Here is a 27,000-nt window from a genome sequence, read left to right as displayed (position 1 = left end):
GAAGAGTGAAAGGAAAATGGCATACCCACCCCGTATGTAAGGACGATCCGGCTGAGCCCTTGAATTGATCTTCTTCTCCTTGGTACGTTCCCCGCCCGGGATATCTGTTATCAATCTCCGGTGGTCAGGGGGCGACCGACGTCGCTGCCCCATAAAAAAGTGAATTGAACAGGAGTTTAAATGTCCCGTCCGTCCAGCCGCGAAACTGGGTTCTAAACCCCAGCAGGATGAATCTCCCTTTCCCGTAACTGAGATCCACAATGGCCCCTTTGCCGGCCATATACTGAGAACCAATCAGCCATCCGCTTTCCAGTGGATCATTGGCCCCGTAGCGCGCCACGATTTGTCCCGTGGCGGACTCAAAAACACGGCTGTTCTCAAACATCGCGCTGAAGCGGGGAGGCATCCCGTACGCGATGGGATGGGAGTTGTCGGCCTCGGCCGCCACCAGCGAGCCGGGACAATAAAAATCGGACGTCTTCAAGCCCCGGACAACATTGGTCACCGCGATTCCCATCTTTTCGATGAGCAGGTCATTGGCGGTGTCGAGCGCGACCAGCGATCCTCCATTCGTCACAAAGGTCTTTAACTGGTTTACCCCTCCCTCGCCGAGGCCGCCGACGTATTGATCGGGATAGGACCGGGCCGCATTGCCTTCGACCAGGGCGCGGACGGACTGTTGCGGCAAAACGATCACATCAAACCGCGCATTCAGGTTTCCTTGGCGGACGTCAAGGTCGGAAATCGACACGTAAGGCATTTCGAATTTATCGAAAAGATACCGAGTCCACCCTTCATCGATGGCGGGGGACCAGCTCTTGTATAGACCCACCCGGGGTGCTTTGAGGGAAAGTGTCTCAAACGGTTCCTTCCTGGGGAGCGCATAAAAATTCAGGGAAAGCTCCCGGGCCAGCCTTCCGATATCCTGATCGAATTGCTTTATGGGTTTGTGTGGCGGAGGCACAACCAGGACCGCTCCGGGCGCGAGCGATTGATCAACAATATGTGTTTCTTTCTTGACCCAAGCAACGGGATAGCCCAGCTTCTGCAGCCGGTTCATAGCGAGGATGCTGTTGTTCGAGGAATGATCGAAGAGGTAGCCGAATTTGCCGGATCGGGTTTTTCCCAGGATGACCTTGCCCTGGGGCGGTGTTTCCTGGGTGACCTGCGAGAGCGACACCTTGAACGGGGATTCGACGGTCTCCGCCTGGACGCCCATCAAGAGCGGAAGCGTCCATCCCGTGACATCGTAAGGACGTTCCGGGGCGTTGTTCGCTCCGATCCGGCGATCCGGATACCGCTGGCGCTCAAATAAGGTCTTCACCAGCCGTCCATACGGTTGATTGAGAGGGATGATGTAAGTACCGGCATCAAACCTCTTCCCGTCCGCGCCAAAGTTTTCGGCGGATACAAAAACCTCGACGCCTTCGGCTGTCAAGAGGTTGATCAATTGCACCGCCGTCGCTTCGTCATGCTGTCGGCGCGGAACGATGTAAGCAAAGGGATGCCCTTGCTGACCTTGCTGAACCGAGTTCCGCGTGATGCGGTAAAAGTTTTTCAGGAAGTAGTTCTTTTGCTCGGCTGCGGCGCGCAGCAACCCATGTGCGGCGATCATCTCGTAGTCCACGATGTCCTTCAGATGCCACGTGCCACCGGGCCATGGGTTGGGAAAGTTGAAAGTGTTTTGTAAAAAGTTACGGTTGTCGCGAAACGTTTCCCCGCCCAAAGTTTCTCCCGGGCCGCGGCCGGCCAGCCGATCGGCGGGCACCTCCAGGGGGGTGGCCAGGCGAGCGCTGGAGGCCTCGGTCAGGATTCCCACGGAGTTATGAAACCAGGGGGTAATGCGGTTTCCCCCCACCCACCAGGCATCATAGCGATCCATGGTCATGACACCCGGCTTGCCGGCGATGGCGAGATCTCCCGTCATGAAGCCCCCCAGGGTGAACAGCTCACGAATGATGATGGGATCGATGTTCGGATTGGTCGGATCGGAATAGGGAGGAACGAAAAGCCGCGCCCCGTAGGAGCCCATCTGGTGCACATCCCAGTAAATCGCAGGATGCCAGTCCTTCCACAGGGCGTGGGTGATCATTTGGGTCTCCACCTGGGTCAGCTTGAAAAAATCACGATTATTGTCATGCCCCGTGTACTTATGATAGAGAAACGGCGGCGACGTACCCTCAAAGGGAGTGCCGAGCTGCTGGCGATACCAGTCGGAGACGAGTTGTATCCCGTCCGGATTCGCGGACGGGAACAGGACGAGAATGGTATTGTCGAGAATCTCACGGGCGTCAGGAAATCGTTCAGTCACGAGATCGTAGGCGAGTTGCATCGACATTTGAGAAGCTGCAATTTCCGTCGAATGGATGGAGCAGGAGATGCCAATGACGATCTTGCCCTCTTGGACCAGCGCGTCCGCCTCACTTTCTGTCAGGCTCCGCGAATCAGCAAGTCGGGCTTCAATCTCTTTGTACCGGTCGAGGCTGGCCAGGTTGCTCTCGGAACTGATGATGACCTCGAGGAACGGCCGTCCCATGGTGGTCTTTCCCAGTTCGGCCACACGGATGCGGCGCGTATCTGCGGCAAGCTTCTGAAAGTAGCCTACCATTTGGTTCCAGTCCGCCAGTTTGCGGTCCGCTCCGGGCACGAACCCCAGAAAAGTCTCGGGGGCCGTCACAGCAGCAAGGTGAGGGACGGCCAGAAGGAAGGTCAGGAGGACGAAAGAGAATATTCTTAATTCCCCGTTTCTTTTCCGCTTAGACATCAGTTCACTCCATTGAAAAGTGTGTTAGCATGGTAGCAGATTGATCGTTCCAGCTTCAAAGAAAAAGGTTTCTTGCGGGCTCTGTCCGTACATCAATTTCCGGCTCGACCTCAGTCAAGGTGACTTCATGAAAAAGACGCTTTTGATGATCCTGTCAGTGTGGATCGGACTTTTATCGGCCGTTTTGATCGCGCCGGCGGCCCTCAGCCAGCAGATTGTGCAGTATCAGATCGCCGCCCGGCTTGACCCCCAGGCCAAGGCCGTCACAGGGAGCGAAACCATAATGTGGCTGAACCCTTCGACTGACGAGATTCGCGAACTCCAGTTTCATCTCTATCTGAACGCCTTTAAGAATGAAAAGTCCACCTTCATGCGCGAGTCGGGGGGGCAACTGCGGGGCGACCGGGCGGAGGATGGGAAATGGGGTTACGTGGACATCCAATCGATGAAGCTGGATTCCGGTTATGATTTGAAGCCCACCATGAAATTCATTCATCCCGATGATGACAATGCCGACGATCAGACGGTGATGACCGTGACCCTCCCGGAGCCGGTGCAGCCCAATGAACGCATCACACTGAAGATCGATTTCTATTCAAAACTTCCCCGCGTATTCGCCCGGACCGGGTTTTTTGGAAATTTTTACATGGTGGGGCAATGGTTTCCCAAGATTGGAGTTTATGAGAGTGCGGGGATGCGCTACGCGACCAAGGGACAATGGAATTGTCATCAGTTCCACGCGACCAGCGAGTTCTATGCAGATTATGGGGCTTATCACGTCGATATTACCGTCCCTTCGAACTACGTGGTTGGGGCGACCGGCGTGGAGCAGGGAAATCATCTGAACAAGGATGGCACCACCACACACACGTTTGTCCAGGAAGATGTTCATGATTTCGCCTGGACCGCGGATCCGACTTATATTCGCCTGGAGAGAGTCTTTGATGCGAGCCGAATGACGACGGAGGCGGAGATTTCGGAGATGGCCAGGCGGATGGGCCGCCCTCCCGAAGACGTGAGACTGCAAAATGTCAGAATGATCCTGCTGATCCATCCCGAGCATGCAGCGCAAGCGGACCGCCACTTCCGCGCCCTTGAATTCGGACTGAAGTATTTCGGGTTATGGTATGGCAAGTATCCTTACCCGACCATTACGGTTGTGGATCCCGCCTATAAGGCAGGAGGCGCTGCCGGCATGGAGTACCCGACGCTCATCACGGCGGGGACCAGCTGGCTGCCCGAAAAGCCTCCAAGCGGCCTGGAGGAAGTGGTGATTCACGAATTTGGGCATCAATACTGGTATGGCATGGTCGGGAGCAACGAATTCGAGGAGTCCTGGCTGGATGAGGGGTTTAATACTTACTCGACCTCCCAGGTCATCGATACCGCCTATGGACCGTCCTCCATCGCCATCCCTTTCATGGGAATCCCTTTCTCCTGGTTTATCTCCTCGATTAGATATTTTGAGGACACGCTCAATCGGGGAGAGACCCTCGGGTCCACTCGCCGGGACTACATTGTGCGCAATGCCTGGCAGTACTATGACCAGACCAGCTATGGCGTGAATTCTTACCCGCGAACCGCGGCCACCCTGCGGACCTTGCAGCATCTTGTGGGAGACCAGACCTTTGCCCGGATAATGCGCACCTACTTTGAACGCTGGCGTTTCAAACATCCCAACAGCAACGATTTTCGCGCCGTCGTCAACGAAGTGGCGGGACGTGATATGAACTGGTTTTTTGACCAGTTGGTGTACTCCAGTGACACCTTGGATTATGCGGTCGACAATGTGACCAGCGAAAGACAGCGATTGAGCCTCGGAATCTTTGAGGATCCCGCCGGAAAGCGAAGGGAAGTGACAGAAGAGGAGCGGAAGAAACAGGAGAAAGAATCGGGGAATTCAAAGAAGCAGGACCAGGCCCTTTATGAGTCCGAAGTGACCGTGCGGCGGATGGGCGGGGTGGTGGTTCCGGTGGAGGTCCGGGTGGTGTTTGAAAATGGAGAGCAATTCAATACGACCTTTGACGGTCAATACCGGTGGACGCGATATCATTTTCTTAAGCCCACGAAGGTCCGATACGCCGAAGTGGATCCGGAACATAAGTTGCTCTTAGATGTGAATTTTTCCAACAACAGCCGTACCCTGGAATCGCATCACGGCGCGGTCGTGAAATGGACTTCTAAAATCATGTTTTGGATTCAGAATCTTCTCATGAGTTTAATGTCACTCGTTTAGTTCCTCACAACGGATGAAGTTACATCCGTGATTGACACCCAATCATGACCAAGAAGGATGGAATTATGACGGCTTGGGAAATCTTCTACCAGGGTCGATATCTCGCGAAAAGGAACAAAAAACTCTGGTTTCTGCTGTGGTTGATGAATGCCCTGATGGCTGCAGTGGCTGCCATGCCCGTCTTCGGGGTCCTGAATGCTGAGTTGAAGAACAGCTTGATGTCCACCTCGCTGGTCGACCGGTTCAATCTCGATTTTGCCGGCGAGTTCGCTTTCAAGTATTGGGACTCGATCCCCTCAGGGTTGATGCTGATTGCCACGCTCGCACTCGTCTATGTTGTTTTGACGCTCCTGTCCACAGGTGGCACATTGTCCGTTTTGTCCAGCCCGGAGCGGCAATTCACGGCGCCCGTCTTTTTCAAGGGTTGCGGCACTTACTTCTGGAGATTTGCCAGGCTGTTGATTGTTGCCCTGATATTCTACGGAATCTTCGTGGTGGCATTGAACGGAATCCTCTCGGGCCTGGTGGATAAGTTGACCCGGTCCTGGACCCAGGAGAAACTTGTCCGGTTGGTTTCCTGGACTCGACTGTTGCTGGCCGTCTTCGTTTTCATGATCGTGAACATGGTTTTGGATTACGCCAAGGTTCGACTCGTGATTGACGAAGGCCGGTCTGCAGTCATGGCCGCGCTGAGGTCCTTTAAGTTTGTATTCAAGAATTTCAAGAAAGCGCTCGCCCTGTTCTTATTCTGCATGCTCCTGGGCCTGCTCTTTATTGTGATTTACAACCCATTGGAACACCTTCTACCACAGAACACGAGACGATGGATCATTGTCGTTTTTTTATTACAGCAGCTCTTTATTCTTGCTCGGGTGTATGTCAGGCTCACCTTTTTCTCAAGCGAGGTTCTTCTCTATGAGGCCCTGCGACCGAGTCCTGCGTCCGCGCCAGGGATGGGTGCCGCTGGGCCTTCACCTTCCAGTCCCTCCACGACTCCGGCAACACCCTTTACGGGAGAGCCGGCGATAGACCCCACCATTTGATCTTGCGTCGGTCGAATAGGGGATTGGAGTCAGATGGCAGGCGAGGGAAGAACGTTTGGTCTTGTCAAAAAGCTCGAGCGAGAAGGCTCGAGCTTTTCGCTTGTGCGGAATGATCGGCGCAAAGGGGCGATGTGAGCTAAAAGGTGAACCTCCCGTCGAAAATCATCTTCTTCGGGGTGAAATGGGAACGAACCCGGTATTCCCCCAGATCCGTCACAAACTCGACGTCTTTGTCGTCCTCACTGAGAATAGGAGTGCCGTTCACCGTCCGTGGGAACTGGAAAATGGCCTGAGCCGTTGGAGTGGAAGGAGCAGTGTAGTCGCTTGCGAAAACCTTCTCCTTTCCTTTGACTTGAAGATAGGTCTTCTTCAACAGCTGGTCCTTGTTCGCCTTAATCAGCCGGTCCTGGTTTCGGCCTCTGACCGCAATCAGGCAGACATCGGTGACCGGCTGCAAAAACTGCTCGAGTTGTTCCTTTGTGGCCCGGCCGCGCAATTCAGCCAATCGCGCATGAGCCTGTCGAACCGGCAGGGCCGAATACCAGGCCACTGTGTATTCTTCGGTTCGGCCGGTATCGCTGATAGGACTTGTATCTCTTCCGCCCGGAGCCGTTCCGGGATCGGACGCCACCGGGCTGGCTCCCGTGACCACAGAAACGATACTTCCCCAAGGTGACCGCTCCAAAACCTGCATTGCCTCCGGGTCAGTCCACTCCGTGTACTTTTTTGCTTTCCACGCTTCTGCCGCCCATGACACGACAGTCAGGATGATCAATGATGTAAGCACAGTCATTGGGGAGAGGAGTAACACGTTCTTCTTCATAGATGCTCCTGGGATGGAATCGGCACGCGGATCGGGAGGCCGGACAATCTTGCTCCAACCGGAACCTCGTGCTTGTATTGGTGATGACCGACAAAGATTCTAAGCTCTTGCGGTGGAACATGCAACTCGGGATGTTCCCAAGAAGGCAGCAGGGAAGATGGATCCCGGAAAAGAGAGGGCGGGGGTAGCGTGGTGGGGTCGAATCACAATCGTCTTTGGACGTTCGGAAATTTTTCCCAGACCTTGACTCCGCAAAAATGGGCGCCTTCGCTGCAGATGGGGAGGATTTGGCCCACCCGGACCACACAGGGCGGGCCAATGTATTTGGCAAGCATCGGATGAACCTTGCGGACCTGCTCCAGCTCCTGCATCGAAGCTTCGTAGATTTCATCCTGGGCATTGAAGCAAGTGCGCATCGTCCACTTGTGGAGGAGATAGAGAAGCGATCCCGACTCCGAGAACCTGAGCGCCTTGGCATTGGGGAGCAGATACATGGCGAACTCGGTGGGCACCCCGTTGTCGAGGAGTTTGTTTTTCGCGGACCACAGCATTTCCATCGTCTGCTCGAACACCGCCCGCGCCTCGGGATTGGCGGCGATGAGACGAGGGGTGAGGTAATCCGACGAACGGGTATCGGTGAACATCATCATCGGGCGCGACGCCGGGACCATGCGGTGGCGCTGGTCTTGGGAGTCGGCGGTATGCGAGATTTTCTTGATGAAGGTGTATGCGGCGTGGTTCAGGGGTTTCATCAGGGGGACCTGGAAGGTGAGGTTCAGCTTGTCCAGCCGGTACCGGTTCTTGGCGGGGTTGAGCATGGCATCGATGGCCATGGCGTCATTCATCTCGCGCCGGGAGATCCCCATGGCGTATCGAAGGGCATTGGCCACGGTCTTCTCCGCATCGAGGGTATGATCCACCAGTTTTGAAATTCTCTCGCCCAGATCCGCATCGAATTCCTTCATCGCCGTTTCCACGGCAACGGGGGTACGGGCAAACCCCATCGGTCCGGCCGGCAGGTTGAGGGAGCGGAAATTGAATTCGGGGATTTGCTGCGCGTCAATCGGCGGATCGCCAATCTTTTCGAAAAAATCGGGGTCCACCTGCCTCACGCACTCCACCATTTCACTGATAATCTGGGTGGTTTCAAACGGCGTGTCTCCGGAATGCATCAAGCGTTTGAGCCGGTGCAGGGTAATCCCTGAAATGGTGTGCACCATGGAGGTGAAGGCGGCGATGGGAATGACATAGCGGGCCACCTCGATGGCCTTTTTCTCGGACTCCCGCTTTACCTTCTTCTTCTTCTTGTCGCTGGAGGTGTCGTGAAGCTTGAAAACCTCGCCAAGAATCTCAAAGGTGTCCTTCCTAAGGATTGCAGTCAACTCGCGATAGGCGTTCCAAGCTTGGGCGACGGCCTGGTAATAGATCTGCCGGTTTGACTCGTCCAGGGGCGGCACAAAGGCGCGGATTTCATCCAGCCGCACGAAGCGTTGAGAAGACTGCTCGGAGTTGTAAAAGGGGTAGCTGTGAAGGAAATTCCACACAAATTGCCGCGAGATATTCTCCAGCCCGAACTCGAAATGCGGATGCTGATAGACGGTGTGGTGACCCGCATCGAAGGTGAGCTGGGAGATGTTGGTGCGTTGCTCTTCGCTGATCTCCTCGGCTCCGATCACGCGAGGGGAGTAGCACGTGCGGGCCGCCGCCACACTGGAGTCGAGCGGGCGCTGGAAGTAATTTCTCAGCGTCACCTTGGGTTTGTCTGTAAAAACTTCCATGCTGGATTGAGGACTTAACATCCGGATCTTAATGGAGCATTTCAAGGTTGGCAACACGAATCGGGCCCCGGGACGTCCTGAGAGGCGCATCGGTCGGTTCAAGCACCTCGTCGATGGTGATCAGGCCGTCTCAACGGGTCCGGAGTTTCGCGTGGCCGGGCGCCCGCCGATGTCGCGACGGTAATGCATCCCTTCGAAATGAATTCTTGAGCAGGCTTCATAAGCGCGGGCGGCCGCCACGGGCAAGTCCCGTCCCAGGGCGGTCACTCCCAACACGCGACCCCCCACGGTTTGGATCGGGCCCGCTCTTTCCGTTTGATGGGAGAGGGTGGCGGCCTGGGTGCCCGCGTGAAACACCTTCACGTCCTCCATCCGGCTGACTTCAGCCAGTCCCGAAATGGGCTTCCCCTTTTCAAACTTGCCGGGATACCCGCCGCTGGCCAGCACCACGCAGACAGCGGAATCGGTCGCCCACTGGAGCGAGACTTGATGGAGGCGGTTTTCAAGCAGGGCTTCAAAGACGTCGAGCAGATCCGTCTTCATCCGCATCAGGACAGGTTGAGTTTCGGGATCTCCAAAACGGCAATTGAACTCCAAAGTCCTGGGTCCCTGGTCGGTCAGCATCAGACCGCAATAGAGAATGCCGCGAAAAGGGGTTCCCTCCGATCTCATGCCGCGAAGCGCAGGCTCGACGATGGACTGAAGGATTGTCATCCTCATCTCTGTCGTGAGCAGGGCATCGTCACTAAAGGCGCCCATGCCCCCGGTGTTCGGCCCGGCATCGTTGTCGTACACGCGCTTGTGGTCCTGGGAGGGAACCATCGGCTGGTAGTGCTCCCCATCGCTAAACACCATGAACGAGCACTCCCGGCCTCGCAGACATTCTTCAACCACAATACGAGAACCCGCCTCTCCAAACACCTTCTCCGTCATAAACTCGAGGATGGTGGCCTCGGCTTGGGAAAAGTCCTTTGCCAGCACCACTCCCTTTCCCGCCGCCAATCCGTCCGCTTTGATGACCACCGGATAGCCATAACTGCATCTCTTGACAAAATCCAGGGCTTGGTCGGCGCTGTCGCACACGAAATAGTCAGCCGTGGGAATGCCATGGCTCGACATGAACTGCTTGGCAAAAATCTTTGAGGATTCGAGCCGGGCGGCTTGACGATGCGGGCCGATGATCTTTACATGAGTCCCGTCAAACAGGTCGACAATCCCTCCTGCAAGGGGCACTTCGGGGCCCACCACAACCAGGTCGATTGCTTCCCTCAGCACGAATTGACGGACGGCGACAAGATCCCCACCGGCGTCCAGGGCCAGGCACTGCGCCTTGGGTTCTCCGGCGATTCCTGCATTTCCCGGGGCGCAGAGGATTTTGTTGACTCTCTTTGATTGAGCCAGCTTCCAAACCAGCGCGTGCTCCCGTCCGCCACTTCCAATCACAAGGATCTTCATCTTGAACAAGTCCAGTCTATGTCGAAAGAAAGCAAATCAAATATATCCCGGACGGTTGACATCCGGCCCAAGCCACCGCCCCCTCGGGTCCAGGATCCAGGATCCTGGCCATTTCCTGGTCCCTACTCCCCGGGCGCTGGTTCAGAAAAATCTGGGAGAGGTACATCCTTGAGTTAGTTCGTCTCTTTGGGGAAAAAAAGAATCAGACATGCCAGGGAAATGGCGCAAAAAATATAAAGCGTACGTCGCGGGCCGCCCAGGAAGACAAAAACCAGCCCGAGCAGCGCAATCATCTCACTGATCACGAACGCAATGAACGATAGAGTGCGATTACGTCGGACGCGGCGCGCTAAAGGGGCCGCTTGATTCGCCCCCTCGGCCTCCGGGCCAGGGGTGACCAGATCCCGATTCATCAGATTTCGGATGAGCAGAAGACCGGCCACACAGAACCCCCCGGCGAGAGAAATGATCTTATAAATCAGTTGAAGGTTGTCGAGGGACTGGGGAATATCCGTAGGAAGGAAGGTTCCAATCGCGGCATACACCACCACGGAGAGGAACATGGCCACAAAGAGGATCCTCAAGGTGCGCAATGACAACATGGGCTGACGTGCGTCGAGACCTTTCCCAGGAACTGAGTCTTGATCTGAAGGGCGAGAAGAACTCATGGCATTCATTCTAGGAACGCTTCCCTGAAGGCAGGTCCAACACTTCGTTGAGCGCCCCCTGGCGATAACCCTCCAAATCCAAGGTTACGTACTTAAATCCGAGCGACTTGAAGACCCGGGTGAATTCACCGGCCATCTCCATTTGGAGGGCTCGCGCCATCTCGTCGGGTGAGATTTCGATCCGGACAATCTCGCCATGATGTCGAACTCGAACCTGACGAAACCCGAGCCGGTGCAGGGCATCTTCACCCCGGTCAATCGCTTCCAATTTGTCCACGGTCACCATCATGCCATACGGGATACGGGATGACAAGCAGGCGGAGGCCGGGTGGTCCCAGGTGTTCAGGTTGAGGGTGCGGGAGAGCGACCGGATTTCAGCCTTCTTCAAGTCGGCTTCCACGAGCGGAGCATGAACTCCGAATTTTCTGGCAGCCTCCTGGCCGGGACGGAAATCGCCCAGGTCGTCCACGTTCACGCCATAGGAAACCGTCTGGAATCCCCGTTGATCGGCCAGTGTTTTCAGCTTGCCGAACAACTCGTCCTTGCAAAAATAACAGCGATTCGCGGGATTGGCGACATAGTTGGAATCGGCCATTTCCTCCGTTTGGATGACTTCATGGCGGAATCCATACTCCCTTGCAAAGTTGAGTGCATCCTCGCGCTGAAAAGAGGCGAGCGATGGGCTGACGGCCGTAATGGCCAGGGCGCATTCACCGAGGACCCGGTGGGCCATAAATGCGAGATAAGCCGAATCGACCCCACCACTGAAAGCCACAATGGTGGATTGGTAGTTATTCAGAATATTTTCCAGCTTCGTCTGTTTCTCTTCGGGTTTCAAAGGACAACCGCCCGCTTGGGCACTCCTGGAGACATCCTAAGCCCGGGGGACTTCAGGTTCCAGCAGTGCCATCAAGTTTTTCCTCACGAGGGCATTTCTCGGCAAGTCGGGTTTCGTGAGATAATAACCACCAGAATCTAGCTTGAATTGAAGCGGGTGTCAATCCGGCACCCGAGTCGAAGGCGTCGAGGAGGGGCGTTCACTTCCGATGACTGAGTCGGCATGATGGATTACGACCAGCCAGGCTGAGAGAGGTGCTCCTCGGGGCGGGGTTGTGGGGGTGGAGGAACGTCGCTCTTCACAACCTTAATGGCGAGTCACGCTTCTAAGGACTTTGGGATTGAGACGTTTATCACGAGAAACAGGGTAGTGAACCCAGGGAGCAAAGGAAAAAATATGTGGAGAATCAAAGGATGTTTTGTTGCCGCATTGGTGGTGATCATGGGGGTCGGTCTGCCGAGTTCGCTTCGTGCTCAAGCACCCACTCCGGCGGCACCTTCGACGAGTGCCACGATGGATCACCCGTCGCCCGAGAGAATTCAGGAAATCATTCGGAAATTTGCTGCAAAGGAAGCGGAATTCAAGAAGGCCCGTGAATTGTACAACTATCAACAAACCGTAAAGATTCAGACGCTGGAAGGGAACCATGTCGACGGGGAGTACCAGATGGTGTCGGATGTGACCTTCGGCCGGGACAACAAGCGGATTGAAAATGTGACCTATGCACCTCCCAGCACCCTCCAGCGCATCATGATTACCAAAGAAGACTTGGATGATATTGTCCATCTCAACCCATTCGTGCTGACCACAGAAGACTTGGAGAAGTATGACATCCAGTATGTTGGTCATGAGAAGCTGGATGAGATCACCGCCTATCATTTCTCAGTGAAACCCAAACAGATGATTGGCGATGAGCGGTATTTCGAAGGAGAAATCTGGGTCGACGATCAGGATTTGCAGATCGTCAAGACTGATGGCCGGCCCGCCTATAATGTCACCAAGCGGACCAAAGGCCAGCGTTTCCCCAAGTTCGAAACCTATCGCGAGCAGGTCGACGCAAAGTACTGGTTTCCGACCTACACACGTGCCGATGACGTCCTGGATTTCCCCAATGGCGGCAGCGTACATGTGCGAGAGGTCGTCCTTTACAAGAATTACAGGCAGTTCCGGTCCGAAACCAAGATTACTTACGGTGACGCTGTCGAAGACAAGGACAAGAAGAAGAATCCCTAAGGGCTGGTTTCCTCGCGGGCAGGCCGTAGATTTACGATGTGACTCCGCAGAGGAAACCTGTCCCAGAAAATAATGCGGCTGCACCGAAGGGCGAGAGGAGGTCGGCTGGCCTCCCCTTTGTTCTTTTGACTGGACAGGGGGCTTTGATCAAGATGGCGAGTCCACTCGACTCGCCATCGAACCTCGGTTGGGGATCTCTCCCTGATCCTTCAGGCTGGAAACCCTCCTGCCGGAAATTCATTTTTTCTCTCCTTAAATGAATGTCCGGCACTTGGCGCGACGAGGCTTCGTTGACACCGATCCTGGGGAATGTTAAATAGGCTTTGTGCCTGTCAGCAGTGTCGCTCGCGGTTTCATTTTTAACACTTCCGCTGCACCCTAATTTTTCATTCCGAATTGGAGGCAATCATGGTTCGTTGGTGGAGTATTGGACTTCTATTTTTGTTAATTGCTGTGGGTCCGGCGACCGCCGGAGAACTTCGCGTTATCCCTCATCCGCGGGAAGTGCAATTGGCGAACAAGGACTTCATCCCGGACAAAGCGACCCGAATAGAGATCAGTGATCTCAAAGATGCTGACGACCGGTTCGCCGCGGAACAGTTGGCAGAGGAAGTCCAACAGGCCAGCGGATTCAAACCCGTGATTGGTTCCTTCAAGGGCAAATCCCGGAATGTCATCGCTCTGATTCGTGCCAATGTCCCCAATCGTCCATTCCATCGCCTCCTCCAGGAGCGGCGTCTGGATCTCGACGAAAAATTCGATCCGGAGGGTTATGCGCTCGATGTCGACGGGAGCGGCGTGGTGGCCGCTGCCAATACGGCGGAGGGCATCTTCTATGCAGTGCAGACGCTGAAACAGATGATCGTTCGCGGTGAAGAGCGGGGTGCGCATGTTCAAGGTGCTCACATCCGGGACTGGCCGGCCATGCGCTACCGGGGGGTTCATGACGACATCAGCCGCGGCCCGGTTCCTACATTAGAGTTTATGAAGCGCCAGGTGCGCACGGCTGCCGAGTTCAAGCTGAACATGTGGTCGGTGTATCTGGAGTATCCCTTCCAGTACCAATCTGAGCCCCTGATCGGACCCCGGGAGGGCTCCCTCACCGCCGCTGAGGTGAAAGACCTGGTGGAGTATGCACGACGTTATCATGTGGATGTCGTGCCGGAGCAACAGGCGTTCGGACACCTCCACCACGTTTTGAAATGGGAGAAATACAGCGGCATCGCCGAATTGCCTTACGGGAATGTCCTGACCCCAACCAACCCAAAAACTTACGAGTTTATTCAGCGGCTCTACGCGGAGTTGGTTCCACTCTTCCCTTCAAAGTTCTTTCACATCGGGGCGGATGAAACTTTTGAACTGGGCGAAGGTCAGACCAAGGCATTGAAGGAGAAGGAAGGACTGGGGAAGGTGTATTTCGACCACATCGTGAAGGTCCGGGAGTTGATGAATCCGTATCACAAGAGGCTCATGTTCTGGGGAGACATCGCCCTGCATTATCCGGAACTGCTGAAGGAATTGCCCAAAGACATGGTCGTGATGACCTGGAATTACAATCCAAGGGACGATTTTGAATCGTTGATCAAGCCCTTCCGCGATACCGGTCTGGACGTGATGGTCTGTCCCGGCGTCAACAACTGGAATCGCATTTTCCCTAATAACAACATGGCGCTTAAGAATATCCGCAATTTTGTCCGCGACGGGCAAAGGTTGGGGGCCATCGGGATGTTCAATACCACCTGGGACGATGACGGAGAGGCCCTGTTCAAGATGACTTGGTACGGCCTCGTCTTCGGGGCGGCGGCCGCTTGGCAACCCGGAGAATCTTCCATCGAGCAGTTCCAGGCAAATTTTGATTGGGCCTTCTACCGTAACAACGATCATGCCTTTGCCTCGGCCATCGACAACTTTGCAAAGATTCATGAAGCAATCGTCAAAGCGGGGCTGGGGGACGCCAATAACACGCTTGTGTGGGCAAACTACCTCTCGGCCGACGGGGCCGCCGCCCTCAAGAAAATCCTCCCCTCCGCCCGATCGATTCGCCTCCTGGCCGAAGACTCCCTTGAGTTGCTCTACAAGAATGCAGGCCAGGTGCATCGAAATCAAGACACGCTTCCGGATCTCATCTTTGCTGCGCGCCGGCTGGATTACCTGGGGATGAAGATTCTCTACGCGGAGCAGATGAGCAAAACTTATTGGGATGGATATCTCCATCTCAGTGAGCGTGGCCGGGTCAACCGCAATCTGCGCGCTCTGGATTATGTGGACGGCTTGGTGGGGGACCTGCGCGACACCGCCTCATCCCTTCGGACGAGTTATCAACAGCTCTGGCTTGCTGAAAATCGACCTTACTGGATGGACAATGTTCTCGTCCGGTATGATCTAGAACTGGATCGCTGGGCAAAGTTGCAGCAGAAGCTTGCGGAATTGCAGCGCCATTTCAGTGAAACCTCCACCTTGCCTGCTCCGGACGAACTGGGATTCTTCCTCAGATGAGTCCCCGGAAGCTGAAGATTGAGCCGGTGGGGATGGTCTGAAATTCTCCTTTTCGAAGAGGCTCACCGGGATATCGTCCCGGTGGGCCCCTTCCACGAACTGTGAACGTAAGCTCTTTGTCCTTGCCGTCGTGAAATCCCAGGAAATCTCTCTTGGGATCCGACCCTCTCGCCATCCTCTCTATCTGTCCTCCCGGTTCCTCTCTTCCTATCATTTCAAGGGCATTTTAAACTCCTCCTTAAAGCCCCCAAAACCGGTGATCCGAATCACCTGATCTGGACGTGGAACCTCACCAACAGATTGAAACTAAACCGGTTAGATTGAAATCGGGATCCACCCTGGAATCGAGGGTTGTGTCATTCAAATCACCTGCCATTAAAGCCCAATCGCTTACTCTATGGGTGCATTAAGGAAGGGCTTATGAAGATAAAGTTAATTCAAATCCTGTTAATCGCGATGCTGATGGGGGGATTCGCATCCACCAGTAGAGCAGCGGATTTTGATTACACCAACGATTCAGAAGCCCTTGCGACCATGAACCGACTCATCGACCGATTGACGGACGGTTCGAATCTAAAGATCCACTTTCAAGCAGTCATCCTCCCGCTGGAACAAGTGAATGCATTCTCAGTGAGTGATGGACGGATTATCGTCACCCAGGGTTTGTTGCGCACGATCTCCAGCGAGGAGCAATTGGCCGCAGCCATCGCTCACGAGATGGGGCACCAAATCACAGAAGTGAAATCAACCAAAACCCAGGCCTTTGCCGCGACCGGCGATGACGAGTTCACAGCAGACACTCTTGCAATTCAAGTGCTCAAGAAGGCGCGGTACAACCCCACTTGCCTGGCCGAGATGCTCCGGGTGGTTCTCCACAGCGACGGAAATTCCTTCCCCAAGGCTCAAGTCAAGCAATTGAGTTCCCGCATCCGCAAGATCGAAGATAAGGTCGGCTCCCAGATTTCGAGTGTGAAGACCACAGCCGACCATGGCGCCTAGTACACCGTCCTCTCAGTCAATCCTGATCAGCACCCACGCTGTGTGCCAGTCCGAGACTTCAATTCAATCCCCTCTTTGCCATTCTTCATTTTCGGCTAAGGTTGTTCCCTCCATTTCGATGGTTGGATCTATCTTTCCGATCCGCCCCCCGCTGAGATTTTCGTTAAAGTTATCTTTTCTAAGGCCGATAAGATCCATGCAAGCGCACGTTTCGGGGGGGCCCCCAAAATGATAAGTGATCTATCGGCATTGCGGAAGTGTCCCATGTTTGCAAACCTCGATCCGAAGGAGTTGGAGCGAATCGGGTTCGTCATGCAGGAGCGAACCTTTGGCCGGAACCAAATCATCTTCGGCGAGGAAGAGGCCGGGCAGTACATGTATGTGATCAAGCGCGGGCTGGTTAAGGTTTGGAAGATGACCGAGGACGGGCGGGAACAGATCCTTGCGGTGCACGGGGCGGGGCAATCCTTTGGAGAGTTGTCGCTGATCGATGGAAAGTCCACACCAGCCAGTGTGACTGCGATCAACTCAACCACGATCTATTCAATGTCGAAAGCGGACTTTGTGAACTGGATTGTGGCAAACCACGCCATATTTATGAAGATCGTCGAGAGTCTGTGTGATCAAATCCGCACGTCATGGAGCCGCCTGCATGCGCTGACCATGCTCAGCACAGAGCGGAAAATCATGTACGTGCTCAGTGAGTTGAGTTTGAAACACGGGGTCCGAACCCGAGAGGGCGTCCTGATCAATTTAAGACTGAAGCACAAGGACCTCGCCAATATGGTGGTGGCGTCCCGAGAGACGGTCACCCGCTTCTTGACACAATTCCAGAAGAAGGGCTTGATCGCCGTGAATGACGGCCAAATTACCATCAAGCAATCCCTCACCCTGCCCGAGGCCGGGCCGGCCCAATAACCCCCGCTCTTCTTTCTCCCGCTGATTTCCCTCCCTCATTGCCACAAACTTCCGGTGATTTCCTGAGTCCAAAATAATCGTGCCCCAGAGGACCGGAGCCAAGTAAAATGTCATGGCTCCTTTGAACCTGAATGCCCCCACTACCATCTTCCATGGAGGAATAACATGGTTCGTAAAGCGGTCATGAGTCGAAGAAAACCTGCTCGCCCCGTTCTGGGCCGCCGCACCATCAACCTTCCCCGTCGCCCCGTCCAGGCGCCGTTCAGCGACGGGGTTCAGGTAGGGAATACTGTTTATCTCGCCGGCCGGATAGGAATTGATCCCAAAACCGGTGAGCCTCCCTCAAGGATCAACGAGGAGATCCGCTTGATGCTCGATGGGTTCAAGGCCACTTTGGCCGAGGCGGGGATGACGATGGACGACCTTGTGTATGTCCAGGTCTTTTGTCCCGATCTTTCTCTTTATGACCAGTTCAATCGCGGGTACCGCAGCTACTTCTCGGAGGATTTTCCGGCGCGCGCTTTCATAGGCTCCGGGCCGTTGCTGCGTGGCGGGCACTTCGAAATGCAGGGGATCGCGGTCAGAAATGGTTGAGCCCGCGGTTTCGCGGCGTCCTGAGGAGTCATCCTTCTTCATACTGGATGGGTTCGATTCCCCGGGAGAAGAATCCGTGGGCCACCCCCCGGAATGCAAATGAGTGGCGCGGCCCAGTCTTCGACGGGTCTTTCCACCTTGATGAACTTTTCTGTTCAGTGGTACACTCTCGGCTCGTCGGAAGCGAGACGGAGAGATGGCCGAGTGGCTGAAGGCGCACGCTTGGAAAGCGTGTTTACTCGAAAGGGTAACCAGGGTTCGAATCCCTGTCTCTCCGCCATGATTTGAATCCCTGCGCGACGCCATTGCGTGACAGAGCCGTTTCCGATTTGAGATGGAGCGAATCACTCCTTTCCATGGGGTACTCAGCGACGGTTGATGGATCCCCCCACCCTGTCACAAACGACCTTCCTGCCAGTTCCCAGCAGTTGAGAGAGGGGCCACAAATTCCAGGGGCTATAAATGACTCAGAAGAATTTTGACCCGAATGCAGCGGCCAGTCCGTCGAGTGGCATCTACGGGCTTTCCTGCACGCTTGAAGAGAGCAAGGTGATCTTGCTCCCGGTGCCCGTGGAGATTACCACATCGTACGGGGAAGGGACGGCGTCGGGTCCGGCTGCCATCCTCAAAGCCTCGAAACAAGTGGACTTATTCGATGTCTCGGCAGGCCGGATCTATGAAGCGGGCCTCTACATGATGCCGGAATCGCTTCAGATTCGGAGACTGAACCGGGAGGGCAGGCGGTTGGCCCGGCAAATCATCCGGCGAGGGGGCAACCCTGAAGCCTCAACGAAATGGGGGCGAATGGTGGCCCGCGTGAATGCCATTTCCAGCCAGGTGAATGAGGTGGTCTACAAGGCGGCCACCCGATTGATTTCGAAGAATAAAATTGTCGGTGTAGTGGGCGGGGACCACTCGACACCCTTCGGGTTGATTCGGGCCTATGCCGAACGGTTTCCTGGTTTGGGGATACTCCACTTTGATGCGCATTGCGATCTTCGGATCGCTTATGAAGGGTTCACCTGGTCGCATGCTTCCATCATGTACAACGTCGTCTCCCGGATTCCACAAATCAAGAAACTTGTTCAGGTCGGCATCCGCGATTTCTGTGAACAGGAATTGGAAGTCGTCCAGAAATCAAGGGGGCGCGTTCGCCTTTACTGTGATGAGGACTTGCAATCGCAGAAATTCGAAGGGCGGCCCTGGAAGACTGTCGTCGCGGAATTTCTCGCTCACCTGCCGAAACAGGTTTATGTCTCTTTCGATATTGATGGCTTGAATCCCTCTTTGTGTCCACACACCGGGACGCCGGTTCCCGGGGGTCTCTCCTTTGAGGAGGCCGTTTATGTGATTGCGGCAGTGGCGAAGTCGGGGCGCCGCATCGTTGGCTTTGATCTCAACGAAGTGGCTCCAGGGCCGGAGGGTAACCAGTGGGACGCCAATGTGGGGGCGCGCCTGCTCTACAAGATGATCGGTCACACCCTGCTCAGTCAGAAGAACACTGGAAGATGAATCTTCCGTCCCACGTGTCGTGGTGGTTTTGAGGTGTGAATTACCAGTGATGAGGAGAATTCGTGACGCCCTCTTCCGGCATGAACAACCACTCAATGCCGGCATGCCAGGACTAAGAGTGAAAGGGGATCGCTGATTGGCAGGAATCGAGGCTCTAATCCTGGATTTTGACGGCCTGATTCTCGACACCGAGACCCCGGCCTTTGAATCGTGGAGAAGGGTCTACCGACGATTCGGTGTGGACCTTCCCTTTGAGGAGTGGGCGATGTGTGTGGGGCGGGGGATGGTTTTCGATCCGCACGCGCACCTGGAGAAGCTAACGGGAAGAACTCTGGAACGGGAAACCCTTCGAATGGAGCGCCAAGCTGAAGTGCGCGAAGCGGTTGAATCCCAACCACTGCTTCCGGGAGTACAGAAGATTTTTGATGATGCCGGGCGCTTGAATTTGAAACTGGGGGTGGCTTCCAGCTCGCCCAGAAATTGGGTGGAGGGACATCTCCGCCGGCTCCATCTGTTCAGCCGGCTGGAGGCGGTGAAGTGCGCCGAAGACGTGGCGCACACCAAGCCCGATCCCGAACTTTTTCAATCCACCCTGGCCGACCTTCGGGTCCGAGCCTCGCAGGCCATCGTCTTCGAGGATTCACCCAACGGCGTCATTGCCGCCAACCGCGCCGGCATTTTTTGCGTAGTCGCCACTAACCCGATTACCTCCCGCCTTTCCTTTAACGGAGCTCGTATCGATTTGCGGGTTGACTCCTTGGCCGAGATCGATCTCCGATCGTTTCTTCTCCAGTTCGAGGGGAAGACACCCTCACCCTGATCCGGCCCATGCTAGACCCTCGCCTAGGTGCTTAATCGCGGTGTTCTTGAACCGTCCGGGGAGTCAACGCCGGATGAGGCGCCTGCTTCATCTTATGCAGCAGCGACGAAAAGAGAAGCCAAGCCACCGGCAGGAACACCAGGCTGTAGCTGAGGAGCCGGCCGTAGTGGCCATCGGGCCCATAGGGTTCAGTGGCCGCATGGAGGGCCTCACTATTGGGAAAGACCCCAGCCTCACAGAGTTCGTGAAATGAATAGATGAACAGCTGCACCACGAAGACCAGCAGGAAGATGGCGGTCGTCTGGAAAAATAATCCAAGGTTGACACGATGGCCATACCGGGCCCAGAGCAGGGCGATAGCGGCCGCCATAAACAATCCCAGGATGGCCCCGGCGAGGAAGGGGAGCGACGCCAGCTGGAACGACATGCTGATCAGCAGGAGAGCGGCTTCCATCCCTTCCCGGGTGATCATGAGAAGGGTAAAGAAGAAGACGGCCGCAAAGGACGCAATCCGGCCGGCGTTGTGGGTAGCGGCTTCGAGCCGGGTTTCGATGTCCCGTTTCATGGTTCGTGCGGCCCGCCACATGTATAGAATCAACGTTCCCACCAGGACGGCGGCAATCGCCGCCAGGATCCCTTCCCATAGGGACTGGTTCACCCCTTGACGCAACAGCATTCCGAAGCCGATGCTCAGGGCCACGGAGACAGCGGTTCCCCAGTAGACCGCCCCCAGCAACTTGGCCCGGCCGCTTTTTTTCAGAAAAGCGATGCTGATAGCGACGATCAGGAAGGCCTCGACGCCTTCCCGAAGCGTGATGATGAAGGCCTGGAACATGGACCCGATCTCCTCCTGTCCGGGGGATGGTCACCCCGGCGTTTTTGATTTATCCTCTCTCCGGGATTATAGATCAAAAAAACTCGGAATGAAAGTGAAATTCAATTTCAATATGCGTCGGGAGCGCCCCGCCCCTCCGTTCCTCTCGGGGGCCGGGCACCCGGCTCCTGCCAGGAGGGATTCATGCCACAGACCCCCCACGTTGAAAAGCACTTCACCGCCTCGGCCCTCATTCGCGATATTGTGATTGGCATGTCCGATGGGTTGACCGTTCCCTTTGCCTTGGCTGCGGGCCTCTCCGGCGCAGTGGCCGCCACCTCCATTATCATCACCGCAGGCTTTGCAGAAATCGCGGCAGGAGCCATTGCCATGGGGCTGGGAGGTTACCTGGCAGCCCGCACCGACGAAGAGCATTACGCTGCGGAAAAGGCCCGGGAAGACCGCGAGACCGTGGAGCTACCCGAGGAGGAAGCCCGGGAGGTGGCGGGCATCTTCCGGTCTTACGGCCTGAATGAGGATCATGTCCATGCAGTCGTGGAGGCGATCCGAAGCGACCGAACCCGGTGGGTGGATTTCATGATGAGGTTTGAACTGGGCATTGAGGCCCCCGACCCCGGCCGGGCCCGGACGAGCGCCCTCACGATTGCCTTAGCCTATGTCTTTGGCGGGTTGATTCCTTTGAGTCCTTATCTGTTCCTCTCCTCGGTGCACACCGCCCTGGCGGGATCCATCGGGGTGACCCTCCTGGCGCTCCTGGTGTTTGGCTACATCAAAGGACGTTTCACCGTGAAGACCCCCTTGCGCGCCGCCTTTCAGACGGCAGGTGTTGGAGGCGTGGCCGCGGCAGTGGCTTTTGCCATTGCAAGGTGGGTGAGCTGAGCGATCCGGAATGAAAGCACTTGGGGTGCGCAAACATGCTCGCGCCCTGCTTTGACGCGGTTTCCTGCCCTGGGGGAATTGTCCGCGAAGCAGGCTTCGCCCTGTGAAAGCGGCAGCAGGCCCCCGCATTCCAGGTTCTTCCCCCTGGGTGAAGCGGGCCTGTGTGACTGAAAGAAATAATGTGGTAAGTGGATAGAAAGAGTGGTGGTGCCGAGGGACGGAGTTGAACCGCCGACGCCAGCCTTTTCAGGGCTGCGCTCTACCACCTGAGCTACCTCGGCACGGGCTTCATCGGACCGACCACCCTTGAGGGGCGGTACCTGACGCGGCACGGAACATTATCACAACACAAGGTAAATTCCAAATCCCAAAATCCAAGTTCCCAATAAAACCCAAACGCCAAAGACCTACGGCTGCGAATATGGATCTAGCGAAGTCGCAAGCCTTAACGAGTGAGTGTAGCCTTGTCGACGGTAATCGCAGGTCGAGCAATCCTGGCGCTGTGGAGCTAATAATTTGAAGATGCTCAATTGGGATTTGGGTTTTATTGGGAATTTGGACTTTGGGATTTGGGTTTTCCTTGCTCTCTAAGGCGATCATCCCCTTGAACTTGTCTGAAATTTGCCCCGAAGTGGAACTTTTTTTCATTTTTGGCGTCTAATAAGATAGACTGAGGCTGGACGCATGTGCACATGAAGGTTGGACCTATGCGGTGAAGTGTTGGAGCTGCGAGGATTCCGATGTCCAGTGAAATGGCCGTTGAGAAGATGGGTGAAGCATCCCGTTGGGCTCCCCCGGTGGAGGGTCAACTCGTCGAGCAGTTGCGGGCGGGCTCGCAAGCGGCCTATGTACACTTGGTCGGGCAATTCGAGCATTCGATCTATAACTTGCTGTATCGTCTCCTGGGAAATCCGCACGATGCCGCGGATGTCACCCAGGAAGTTTTCATCAAGATTTATCGTGGGATCGGGCGATTCAACGGCGACTCCAATTTGCGGACCTGGATCTATCGGATCGCCATTCGGGAGGCCGCCAACTGGCATCGCTGGTGGCTGCGGCGCCGTTACAATCGAACGGTATCCCTGGATCTGGTCGACCCTGATGACGGGGAGACACGAGTTTTTGAGAATGTGCTGAGGGATCATGCCCCGACTCCCTCCGAGCGGGTCATTCAATTGGAACTGGAAGCACGGTTGCAGTCGGCCTTACGGACGTTGCCCATGAAGTATCGGATGGCAGTTCTCCTGAGGGATGTGGAAGAATTCTCTTACGAGGAGATTGCCTCCACGCTCCATATCTCCATCGGAACGGTTAAATCGCGCATTTTGCGCGGGCGAGAACTTCTTCGCGACAAGGTGCGGACTTTGCTCGATGCGGAGCAGCGGGTCTAGGAGGTTCTCGCAAGCTTAGAAAGAGGCGGTTATGAATTGCCAAGAATACAAAGAACGTATTTTGGATTCAGTCGAGGGGGACCGTGGAGCGCAGCAGGCCATGCAGGCCCATTTTGCAACCTGTCCCTCCTGTCGGCGTGACTTCGAAGAGCTGACCCGGGTCAAGCAGTGGATGCAAAATCTGCCCCATCATGCGGCGCCCCGCGAGTTGGGGCTGGCGATTCGCGCGGAATATTCCAAGCGCGCGTCCTTCTCATTCAGCGATCGGTTTTGGATGAGAATTGAAAACTTGTTGCGTCCCATGGCGGTGCCCGCACTGGCGGGGGTGCTGCTCGCGATTGTCTGTTTCACCGTCATGTTCAGCACCTTGTGGATGACCCCGGCCTTGCCCAATGCCCCCGGGGATGTTCAGCTCTCCATTCACACGTCTCCCCGGTCCCGGCCGAACAGTTTCCTTCCGATCGCCACGGACGGAAGCAGCAGTCTCCCGGATGAGCCCATTCTCGTGGAGACCAGCGTGGATCCTCACGGGCGTGTGTACGATTTCAAGATTCTCAGTGGACCCGACAGCCCTCCGGTTGTCGAGAGTCTTGAGAGGGTTCTCTATTTCACCGTATTTGATCCTGCCACATCTTTTGGCCGGCCTACGGGCGGAAAAGCGATTCTCTCCTTTCGAACCGTCAGGGTCCTGGGATAATCAAATCAGGCCAGTTTCCTCCCCAAAGATTGTGCTGACGAGGGAATCCGCAGGGGGGTTCTGTGTCCTCCTCCACAGGGTCCAGACGTATTGATTTTTCACATACTTGCGGGAAAACAAACGTTGACAAAGCTTGGACGCTATGGTAGTTCTAGTGCGCTAAAGCAGGGTCAAACCTCGAGGAGGTTCCCACCGCGCGGGATGAATGCCACCGAAACCAAGGTTTCTGTAACTCTGGATAGCAATTTCCAGAGCGTTGAAGTGGCTGAAAAATTCGTCCATTCGGTGATGGATCGGTTCCGGCTCGAGGAGGCGGAGTCTCACCGTGTCGAGATGGCAGTACGAGAGTCGGTCATCAATGCCATCCAGCACGGGAATCGTTGCGATGAATCCAAGAAGGTCGAACTTGAGATCAGTTTGACCCCGGCCAAGCTCACCATTTTTGTGCGGGATGAGGGTCAGGGGTTCGATCCGGCTTCCATCGCAAATCCTTTGGAAGAAAATAATATCCTGAAAACCTCCGGGCGCGGCATTTTTATCATCCGCTCATTTATGGATGAATTCAGTGTTCGCCGCCGTAACAACGACGGCAGCGAGGTAATGATGGTGAAGCGGTTGTCTTCCAATTCAAATTCGAATGCAAGTTAGAACCTGAGGAGGGGAAGAGACTGTGACTATGCAATTGAAGACTCGGAAAGTCGACATCGTGAATGTCGTGGACATCAATGGAAAGATCACACTGGGAGAAGGGAACGTGATTTTGCGGGATACCATCCGCAACCTCCTGGCGCGAGGGGAGAAGAAGATTCTGCTCAACCTGGGCGATGTGACTTACATTGACAGCTCGGGGATCGGCGAGTTGGTCTCCAGCTTTACGACCACCACGAACCAGGGGGGGCAGCTTAAACTTCTCAACCTGACGAAGAAAGTTCAGGACCTGCTTCAAATCACAAAGCTGTTGACAGTATTTGAAGTGTTCACCAATGAGGCGGAGGCATTGCAAAGTTTTAAGTAGGCGTTGATCCTGGCGAAGACTGATGGTTCTCCTTTTGTTGAAGCACCGGAAGCCGAGTGATCCCTCGGCATTCGGTGCTTTTATTTTTGAGGAAACCCCCCGAGGGCGGAAACCGGTCGGCTCCTCCTTCCTTGCTCAAGAGATCTGAGATTTCCAATGGGGGGGCACCCGGCGGAGCGGGATCTCGGGGAACACCCGCTGGTGGGGCTTCAACATGTCCAGGGGATGCTGTGTTGTCGGCTACCCCGATCGCCCTCGGGGCTGACGCGGCGATTTGATTCGAGCGACAGCCCGATGTGGGTTGTCCCCCCGCTCAGTATTCCAGCGTGAACTTCCGGGTGGCATAGTCGTAGGCGCGTCTCCAAAAGAAGCGATTCAAGGAAGTGACTACGATCACCATCGAGAGGACCGTCGCCAGGACCATTTGAATGTTCCCGTTATCGTTGGCCTTGACCAGCATGGCCCCGATGCCCGTGACTCCGTAAGTCTGCTCGCCGTACTTGACAAACTCGCTCAAGACCAGCGCATTCCACCCGCCTCCCCATGCCGTGATGGACCCCGTAATGAGGCTCGGAATGACGGCCGGGATCAGGACACGTCGCATGTAACGCCACCCCCGCAAGCGAAGCGCCTGGGCCACCTCGCGCATGTCCTCGGGAATATTCTGGATGCCCCCGATCAAATTGAAAAGCAGGTACCACTGCATCCCGGTCAGCACCAGCAGGACCGACGGCAGGTTGGAGTTTGCTCCCTGGCGCAACACGAGGACGACGATGAGAGGAAAGAACGCGGTCGCGGGAACGCTGGCGAGGATCTCGGCGATGGGGAGCAGCGTCCGCGACCACCGCGGGCTGCGACTGATCAACGCGGCCACCGGCAGGGTCCACGCGATGGAGATCGCATAAGCCAGCAGAAGGCGAAGGAAGCTGTAAAGCAGCGCCAAAGGGATGGTCAGGGCTTCTTGAGGCCAAGGCCGCATAACGATCCTGCCGATTTGAATCGCCCCATATCCAAACCCGATCAGGACGATCCCAAGCAACAAGATGGAGCTCACTCGGATCGTGCTTCGGGGCACTCGGTTGAAAGCCCCTTCGAGCATCCGGGGTCCCTCCTCGAGGGCCGGGCCCAGGATCCTTTTCTGGAGGTAGCGGAAGACTTCAGAGCGCTTGACCAACTTCAGGATCCATGAACTGCCCCCTTCGCTTGAACCTGCGGCCGTCATTTCGTATCGGAAGCGCTTCGACCACTCGAGCAGGGGAGACCAAAGAACAAAATGAAGCAGGGTGACCACGCCGATCAGGGTCAGCAGTCCAAGGAGGAAGTTGGAATTCCGTCCCCGCTCGAGCGATTGTTGGAGGTAGCTCCCCAGGCCCGGCAGCGTGTAACTGGCATTTCCGATGGCAATGATTTCGCTGGCAATGAGAAAGAACCATCCTGCCGCCCAGGACAGCATGGAATTGTAGGAAAGTTTGGGGACGCAGGAAGGGAGCAGCAGTCGGATCCACCGCTGAATGCCCGTGAGGCGAAATTGGCGGCTGGCCAGCAGCAAATCTTCGGGAATGGTCGTCAAAGATTCATACGCAGCAAAGGCCATGTTCCAGGCCTGCGAGGTGAAGATCAGAAAGACGGCTGCCGCCTCGGCCCCGATGGGGCTGCCATGCGCCAGTCGAATGAAGAAATAAACGGCTGCGGGGAAAAAGCCTAGAATCGGGACGGATTGAAGAATATCGAGCGCCGGCAGGATGATTCTTCTCGCCCGGATGGAGGTCGAGGCTTGATAACCGGCCCAGATCGAAAACCCCAGCGAGAGGACATAGGCGACGATCATCCGCAGCAGGGAATACAAGGCGTAAAGCGGCAACAGGGCCAGCGAGAGATTCAACTGCGTCTGGGTGCGCGGGTAAACCCGCGGTTTCTCAGCAAAAATGAAGACAAGGAGAACCGCGACCGTCATGAGGAGAACCAGATCCACCCAGGTAAACTTCGTGAGCTTCATGTCCCGGCCC

22 protein-coding genes and 2 tRNA genes are annotated in these 27,000 nt (G+C 55.6%); 15 read left to right on the top strand and 9 right to left on the bottom strand.

All coding sequences use genetic code 11. The annotated features are described in order from the left end of the window. Positions 1–124 precede the first annotated feature (124 nt). Positions 125–2,764 (bottom strand): hypothetical protein, encoded by a 2,640-nt coding sequence (locus LAO21_10550; GenBank protein ID MBZ5553149.1) that lies wholly within the window; start codon positions 2,762–2,764, stop codon positions 125–127. A 127-nt stretch (positions 2,765–2,891) separates the two neighbouring features. Here LAO21_10550 and LAO21_10545 point away from each other — a divergent pair, with 127 nt between their 5' ends. After that, on the top strand, positions 2,892–5,000 hold the full coding sequence (locus LAO21_10545; GenBank protein ID MBZ5553148.1) for a M1 family metallopeptidase: 2,109 nt from the start codon (positions 2,892–2,894) through the stop codon (positions 4,998–5,000). 44 nt (positions 5,001–5,044) lie between these two features. Further along, positions 5,045–6,043 (top strand): hypothetical protein, encoded by a 999-nt coding sequence (locus LAO21_10540; GenBank protein ID MBZ5553147.1) that lies wholly within the window; start codon positions 5,045–5,047, stop codon positions 6,041–6,043. A 136-nt stretch (positions 6,044–6,179) separates the two neighbouring features. Here the strand turns inward: LAO21_10540 and LAO21_10535 are convergent, their stop codons facing one another. The 5 genes from LAO21_10535 to larE all read right to left on the bottom strand — a co-directional run bounded on the left by LAO21_10535 (position 6,180) and on the right by larE (position 11,605). Then, positions 6,180–6,866 carry a hypothetical protein gene (locus tag LAO21_10535; protein MBZ5553146.1) on the bottom strand — a complete coding sequence of 229 codons (687 nt, stop codon included), beginning with the start codon at positions 6,864–6,866 and terminating at the stop codon, positions 6,180–6,182. Positions 6,867–7,069: 203 nt separating this feature from the next. Beyond that, positions 7,070–8,644, bottom strand: a complete 1,575-nt coding sequence (locus tag LAO21_10530) for an FAD-dependent thymidylate synthase (GenBank protein ID MBZ5553145.1) — start codon at positions 8,642–8,644, stop codon at positions 7,070–7,072. 120 nt (positions 8,645–8,764) lie between these two features. Continuing rightward, the gene (purD, locus tag LAO21_10525; GenBank protein ID MBZ5553144.1) at positions 8,765–10,099 is read right to left on the bottom strand and encodes a phosphoribosylamine--glycine ligase; all 1,335 of its coding nucleotides are present in this window, start codon (positions 10,097–10,099) and stop codon (positions 8,765–8,767) included. Between the two features lie 173 nt (positions 10,100–10,272). Then, the gene (locus LAO21_10520; GenBank protein ID MBZ5553143.1) at positions 10,273–10,767 is read right to left on the bottom strand and encodes a hypothetical protein; all 495 of its coding nucleotides are present in this window, start codon (positions 10,765–10,767) and stop codon (positions 10,273–10,275) included. Between the two features lie 10 nt (positions 10,768–10,777). Next, positions 10,778–11,605 carry an ATP-dependent sacrificial sulfur transferase LarE gene (gene larE, locus LAO21_10515; GenBank protein MBZ5553142.1) on the bottom strand — a complete coding sequence of 276 codons (828 nt, stop codon included), beginning with the start codon at positions 11,603–11,605 and terminating at the stop codon, positions 10,778–10,780. A gap of 396 nt (positions 11,606–12,001) precedes the next feature. Between larE and LAO21_10510 the strand changes: the two genes are divergently transcribed. The 8 genes from LAO21_10510 to LAO21_10475 all read left to right on the top strand — a co-directional run bounded on the left by LAO21_10510 (position 12,002) and on the right by LAO21_10475 (position 20,177). Further along, positions 12,002–12,838: a hypothetical protein gene (locus LAO21_10510; protein ID MBZ5553141.1), complete on the top strand. Its 837-nt coding sequence runs from the start codon at positions 12,002–12,004 to the stop codon at positions 12,836–12,838. Positions 12,839–13,246: 408 nt separating this feature from the next. Beyond that, positions 13,247–15,334, top strand: a complete 2,088-nt coding sequence (locus LAO21_10505; protein ID MBZ5553140.1) for a family 20 glycosylhydrolase — start codon at positions 13,247–13,249, stop codon at positions 15,332–15,334. A 420-nt stretch (positions 15,335–15,754) separates the two neighbouring features. After that, the gene (locus LAO21_10500) at positions 15,755–16,333 is read left to right on the top strand and encodes a M48 family metalloprotease (GenBank protein MBZ5553139.1); all 579 of its coding nucleotides are present in this window, start codon (positions 15,755–15,757) and stop codon (positions 16,331–16,333) included. A 228-nt stretch (positions 16,334–16,561) separates the two neighbouring features. Continuing rightward, the gene (locus LAO21_10495; GenBank protein MBZ5553138.1) at positions 16,562–17,251 is read left to right on the top strand and encodes a Crp/Fnr family transcriptional regulator; all 690 of its coding nucleotides are present in this window, start codon (positions 16,562–16,564) and stop codon (positions 17,249–17,251) included. A gap of 183 nt (positions 17,252–17,434) precedes the next feature. Then, positions 17,435–17,845 (top strand): RidA family protein, encoded by a 411-nt coding sequence (locus tag LAO21_10490; GenBank protein ID MBZ5553137.1) that lies wholly within the window; start codon positions 17,435–17,437, stop codon positions 17,843–17,845. Positions 17,846–18,035: 190 nt separating this feature from the next. Continuing rightward, a tRNA-Ser gene (locus LAO21_10485) sits at positions 18,036–18,125 on the top strand. A 182-nt stretch (positions 18,126–18,307) separates the two neighbouring features. Beyond that, on the top strand, positions 18,308–19,357 hold the full coding sequence (locus LAO21_10480; protein MBZ5553136.1) for an agmatinase family protein: 1,050 nt from the start codon (positions 18,308–18,310) through the stop codon (positions 19,355–19,357). Positions 19,358–19,493: 136 nt separating this feature from the next. Next, on the top strand, positions 19,494–20,177 hold the full coding sequence (locus LAO21_10475; GenBank protein ID MBZ5553135.1) for an HAD-IA family hydrolase: 684 nt from the start codon (positions 19,494–19,496) through the stop codon (positions 20,175–20,177). A 31-nt stretch (positions 20,178–20,208) separates the two neighbouring features. Here LAO21_10475 and LAO21_10470 read toward each other — a convergent pair whose 3' ends face one another. Next, positions 20,209–21,012 (bottom strand): FTR1 family protein, encoded by an 804-nt coding sequence (locus tag LAO21_10470; GenBank protein ID MBZ5553134.1) that lies wholly within the window; start codon positions 21,010–21,012, stop codon positions 20,209–20,211. Positions 21,013–21,195: 183 nt separating this feature from the next. Between LAO21_10470 and LAO21_10465 the strand changes: the two genes are divergently transcribed. Further along, a complete protein-coding gene (locus LAO21_10465) occupies positions 21,196–21,891 on the top strand; it encodes a VIT1/CCC1 transporter family protein (GenBank protein MBZ5553133.1) in 696 nt (231 codons plus the stop codon). A 205-nt stretch (positions 21,892–22,096) separates the two neighbouring features. Here the strand turns inward: LAO21_10465 and LAO21_10460 are convergent. Beyond that, positions 22,097–22,172 (bottom strand) — tRNA-Phe (locus LAO21_10460). Between the two features lie 459 nt (positions 22,173–22,631). Here LAO21_10460 and LAO21_10455 point away from each other — a divergent pair. The 4 genes from LAO21_10455 (at position 22,632) to LAO21_10440 (ending at position 24,994) form a co-directional block, all read left to right on the top strand. Further along, positions 22,632–23,282 (top strand): sigma-70 family RNA polymerase sigma factor, encoded by a 651-nt coding sequence (locus LAO21_10455; GenBank protein MBZ5553132.1) that lies wholly within the window; start codon positions 22,632–22,634, stop codon positions 23,280–23,282. 31 nt (positions 23,283–23,313) lie between these two features. Next, entirely contained in the window at positions 23,314–23,979 is a 666-nt protein-coding gene (locus LAO21_10450; GenBank protein ID MBZ5553131.1) for a zf-HC2 domain-containing protein, read from the top strand. 201 nt (positions 23,980–24,180) lie between these two features. After that, the gene (locus LAO21_10445) at positions 24,181–24,627 is read left to right on the top strand and encodes an ATP-binding protein (GenBank protein ID MBZ5553130.1); all 447 of its coding nucleotides are present in this window, start codon (positions 24,181–24,183) and stop codon (positions 24,625–24,627) included. Positions 24,628–24,649: 22 nt separating this feature from the next. Beyond that, complete coding sequence (locus LAO21_10440) at positions 24,650–24,994, top strand: STAS domain-containing protein (protein ID MBZ5553129.1); 345 nt, start codon at positions 24,650–24,652, stop codon at positions 24,992–24,994. 313 nt (positions 24,995–25,307) lie between these two features. Here LAO21_10440 and LAO21_10435 read toward each other — a convergent pair whose 3' ends face one another. After that, positions 25,308–26,990, bottom strand: a complete 1,683-nt coding sequence (locus tag LAO21_10435; GenBank protein MBZ5553128.1) for an ABC transporter permease subunit — start codon at positions 26,988–26,990, stop codon at positions 25,308–25,310. Positions 26,991–27,000: the final 10 nt, after the last annotated feature.

It is taken from the genome of Terriglobia bacterium (assembly GCA_020073085.1).
Lineage (GTDB): Bacteria > Acidobacteriota > Terriglobia > JAIQFV01 > JAIQFV01 > JAIQFV01.
The sequence above is the reverse complement of the archived record's forward strand: the minus strand, read 5'-3'. Positions and strand labels throughout refer to the sequence as shown.

Coding starts and splice junctions, on each gene's coding strand:
- purD (MBZ5553144.1), bottom strand. CDS start 10,099: ATGAAGATCCTTGTGATTGGAAGTGGCGGACGGGAGCACGCGCTGGTT.
- LAO21_10490 (MBZ5553137.1), top strand. CDS start 17,435: ATGAGTCGAAGAAAACCTGCTCGCCCCGTTCTGGGCCGCCGCACCATC.
- LAO21_10445 (MBZ5553130.1), top strand. CDS start 24,181: ATGAATGCCACCGAAACCAAGGTTTCTGTAACTCTGGATAGCAATTTC.
- LAO21_10500 (MBZ5553139.1), top strand. CDS start 15,755: ATGAAGATAAAGTTAATTCAAATCCTGTTAATCGCGATGCTGATGGGG.
- LAO21_10545 (MBZ5553148.1), top strand. CDS start 2,892: ATGAAAAAGACGCTTTTGATGATCCTGTCAGTGTGGATCGGACTTTTA.
- LAO21_10505 (MBZ5553140.1), top strand. CDS start 13,247: ATGGTTCGTTGGTGGAGTATTGGACTTCTATTTTTGTTAATTGCTGTG.
- LAO21_10535 (MBZ5553146.1), bottom strand. CDS start 6,866: ATGAAGAAGAACGTGTTACTCCTCTCCCCAATGACTGTGCTTACATCA.
- LAO21_10495 (MBZ5553138.1), top strand. CDS start 16,562: ATGATAAGTGATCTATCGGCATTGCGGAAGTGTCCCATGTTTGCAAAC.
- LAO21_10465 (MBZ5553133.1), top strand. CDS start 21,196: ATGCCACAGACCCCCCACGTTGAAAAGCACTTCACCGCCTCGGCCCTC.
- LAO21_10530 (MBZ5553145.1), bottom strand. CDS start 8,644: ATGGAAGTTTTTACAGACAAACCCAAGGTGACGCTGAGAAATTACTTC.
- LAO21_10510 (MBZ5553141.1), top strand. CDS start 12,002: ATGTGGAGAATCAAAGGATGTTTTGTTGCCGCATTGGTGGTGATCATG.
- LAO21_10435 (MBZ5553128.1), bottom strand. CDS start 26,990: ATGAAGCTCACGAAGTTTACCTGGGTGGATCTGGTTCTCCTCATGACG.
- LAO21_10480 (MBZ5553136.1), top strand. CDS start 18,308: ATGACTCAGAAGAATTTTGACCCGAATGCAGCGGCCAGTCCGTCGAGT.
- LAO21_10550 (MBZ5553149.1), bottom strand. CDS start 2,764: ATGTCTAAGCGGAAAAGAAACGGGGAATTAAGAATATTCTCTTTCGTC.
- LAO21_10540 (MBZ5553147.1), top strand. CDS start 5,045: ATGACCAAGAAGGATGGAATTATGACGGCTTGGGAAATCTTCTACCAG.
- LAO21_10455 (MBZ5553132.1), top strand. CDS start 22,632: ATGTCCAGTGAAATGGCCGTTGAGAAGATGGGTGAAGCATCCCGTTGG.
- LAO21_10520 (MBZ5553143.1), bottom strand. CDS start 10,767: ATGAGTTCTTCTCGCCCTTCAGATCAAGACTCAGTTCCTGGGAAAGGT.
- LAO21_10450 (MBZ5553131.1), top strand. CDS start 23,314: ATGAATTGCCAAGAATACAAAGAACGTATTTTGGATTCAGTCGAGGGG.
- LAO21_10470 (MBZ5553134.1), bottom strand. CDS start 21,012: ATGTTCCAGGCCTTCATCATCACGCTTCGGGAAGGCGTCGAGGCCTTC.